The organism is Gordonibacter sp., assembly GCF_036667095.1.
Taxonomy (GTDB): domain Bacteria; phylum Actinomycetota; class Coriobacteriia; order Coriobacteriales; family Eggerthellaceae; genus Gordonibacter.
On the sequence record NZ_JAVWUP010000236.1, the window covers coordinates 1 to 3,490 of the forward strand.

A 3,490-nucleotide genomic window follows, 5' to 3' on the forward strand; every position below is an offset into this window, starting at 1 on the left:
AAGCGATTTAGGAATAATATCTTCGACAAAATACCTTTGTTTCAAACTGGGGAAGTCGAAAATAGCATTCAGGTATTAGGGATACAAAATAACCAACGTACTTGGAAATATTTCCCCAAAAAATATACAGAAGCCAATCATGAGAGCCTGAATCAATGGAAAGTGCTGGTTCCGCGAGCAAATGGTTCAGGTGTGCTCGGGGAGGTATTGTCAACGCCGCTAATCGGCTTGCCGTTAGTCGGTTACACCCAGTCGTTCATTGGGATTGGTTCTTTTGAAAACGAGCTTGAAGCACAGGCGTGTTTGAAATATGTTAAGACAAAATTTGCGCGAGTTCTTTTGGGAATTTTGAAGATAACACAAGATAACGATAGGGGCGTTTGGCGTTTTATCCCGCTCCAGAACTTTACCGCAACATCTGATATTGATTGGTCGCAATCAATATCAGATGTTGACCGGCAGCTTTATGCGAAATATGGTTTGAGCGATGATGAAATCACCTTTATCGAATCTCACGTGAAGGAGATGAAATAATGGCGACTTCAGATATCACAGGAAAGGTCAAAAGCGCTAATCCGGTAGTTCCGATGATTTACGCCTACACAACTCCTCAAATCAGGGAGCATGATGGTTGGACGAAGATTGGGTACACCGAGCAAGACGTTGATACGCGTATTAATCAGCAAACACATACTGCTAATGTGAAATGGAACAAAGAATGGCAAGGGAACGCTATCTATGAAGATGGCAGCGGTAAAACATTCAGGGATACCGATTTTCACGGCTACTTAAAAAAGCTCGAATACAAAAATGAACCGGACACAGAGTGGTATCTGATTAGCGGAAGTAAGTCGCGCAGCCGTTTCTTTGAGTTTCGTGTAAACCGTGGAGTACTTGATGTTCCTGCTGCAATGGAATATGCGCTCCGCGGTGAACAGAGCGCAGCCGTGGAGGCGGCGTGCGACTTCGCTCGTGGACATGAGCAGGGCGAGTATTTATGGAACGCAAAGCCCCGTTTTGGCAAGACCCTCAGTGCCTATGATTTATGCAAGCAATTAGGGGCAAACACAGTTCTTATTGTTACCAACAGGCCCGCTATTGCTAATTCTTGGTATGACGACTACGTTAAGTTCCTTGGCGAAGAGTCTGGCTATAGCTTCGTAAGTAATACTGCCTCTTTGGCGGCAAAACCTTTTGCAAAAACACGCGAAGAGTACCTCACTTACATTCAAGCCCAAAAGGACAAAACAAAGAAGAAGTGCATCGAGTTTGTGAGTCTGCAAGACTTGAAAGGATCAATCCATTTCGGTGGGGTCTTTGATAAGCTTGGTGAAGTGGCAGCTATGAAGTGGGACGTTCTCATTATCGATGAGGCGCACGAAGGTGTTGATACTTACAAAACAGACGTCGCTAACGATAAATTCCCAACTGATGCAATTTTCAATTGGACGTATGCAGATGAGCAGCAAGCGAAACGCGACTGGGTAGACGAAGAAAGCTCGAATCCCTATTCTGACTTACCGCAGTTGAACATGTTTACTTATCAAATGTCTGACATCGTTGCCGGTGAGGTCGAGAAAGGCGTTGAGATTAATGGAGAGACAGTCGAGTACGCCTTTGATTTAAACGAATTCTTCGCCACCAACGCAAATGGTTTTTTTGTTCACAATGAGGACGTTGATAACTTCCTTAACGCATTGACTACACAAAAGAAGTTTCCATTTTCTACCATGCAGCTTCGTGACGAGCTCAAGCATACTCTTTGGATGCTGAATTACGTCGCTTCCGCAAAAGCACTTGCCACTAAATTGCAGAAGCACTCCGTTTTTAGTGAGTACAAGATTGTACTGGCAGCCGGAGACGGCAAGATTGACAGCGAAGATGCCAGCGAGAAAGCTTTTGATAAAGTTCGCGAGGCTATCGCTGCCAACGATAAAACTATTACTATTTCTGTCGGCCAGCTAACCACAGGCGTAACCGTCCCAGAATGGACTGCCGTGCTGATGCTTTCCAACATGAAAAGCCCGTCACTTTACATGCAAGCTGCCTTCCGGGCGCAGAATCCTTGTCTGTTTGACGGGGACGGTGGCACCAGATACCGTAAAGAAAATGCCTATGTGTTCGATTTCGACCCAGCTCGCACGCTCACTATTTTCGAGGAGTTTGCCAACGATCTTTATGCAAGCACCGCTTCGGGTAAGGGTGATGTCGACGAGCGTAAGCGTCGCATACTAACACTGCTGAACTTCTTTCCCGTTATTGGTGAGGATGAAAACGGCGAAATGATTGAGCTTGATGCGGAAAAGGTACTTTCAATTCCGCGCAAGATTCGGTCTACTGAAGTTGTTCGCCGTGGTTTTATGAGCGACTTCCTATTCCAGAATATCAGTAACATATTCCGTGCCCCCTCTGAGGTAATCGATATTATTCAGAACTTTGAATCCGTGAAGGCTCCTACAGAAGATCTAGGCATTCATAACGGGATTGCAGATGAGCTTGATTTCAATACCGATGGTGATGTTGAAATCCCCGAAGAGCAGGTCATAGGCAAAGCGGCCGACATGTTTGGTGAAAAGATCTACGGCGATATATCTGATGTCCTAGAGGCGCATATTGATGCCATTGTTCAGGAGCGCAATAAGCAAGATGATGGGGATAAGCTTCTAGATCAGCTCCAATACGCTTTCGTGAACACTGTAGCTGAGCCCTTGGTTGAAGCTGCAAAGCAAAACTATGGGGAGGAGCTTCGCCCAGCGCAAACAAAGAAGCTTGAGAGAAAGCTTAAAGCTGACGCTGCAATGAACATCAATCGACAGGTTGGTGATTATCGCATTCAGAAAAAAGTCATTGAGCAATCGCGTGCTACTGAAATGAGTCAAGCAGAAACAGATGCAGAAGCAGAGGCCATAAACACGCGATACGACGAAGAGAAAGAAAATGCTTTCAATAAGCTTATTGAAGAGTTGAAGGGGTCGCGAGAAACGTTAGTGAAGAGTGCTGGCGAAGACATTGTCCGTGAAGTAGAAACTGCAAAGAAGGAAAAGAAAAAACAGGATATAGAAGGCGGAGTTCGCGACCATTTACGCGGCTTCTCTTGCACCATCCCTTCATTCCTTATGGCCTATGGGGACGATAATACAACACTCGCGACTTTCGATTCTCTTATTCCAAAAGACGTTTTCAAGGATGTAACCAGTATCACTGTCGAGCAGTTTAAATTCCTTCGCGACGGCGGCGACTTCACTAATAAAGAAACGGGTGAGGTTGAACATTTTGAAGGACATCTATTTGATTCAGTTGTCTTTGATGATTCGGTACGTGAGTTTATTCGTCTCCGCTCGGCTCTTGCAAACTATTTCGATGAATCCCTCGAAGAAGATATCTTTGATTATGTGCCACCGCAAAAGACTAACCAAATTTACACGCCCAAGCGCGTGGTAAAACAGATGGTGGATCTATTTGAAAAAGAGAATTCGGGATGCTTTGATGA

At 45.0% G+C, this 3,490-nt stretch carries 2 protein-coding genes; both read left to right on the top strand.

Going from position 1 to position 3,490, the window contains the following annotated elements:
- The coding region (locus RR842_RS12985) for a hypothetical protein (RefSeq protein WP_332730024.1) at window positions 1-534 on the top strand (534 nt) is incomplete at its 5' end.
- Window positions 534-3,490, top strand: a 2,957-nt coding sequence (locus RR842_RS12990; protein ID WP_332730025.1) for a DEAD/DEAH box helicase family protein, incomplete at its 3' end; no start/stop codon positions are given. The genes RR842_RS12985 and RR842_RS12990, both read left to right, overlap by 1 nt.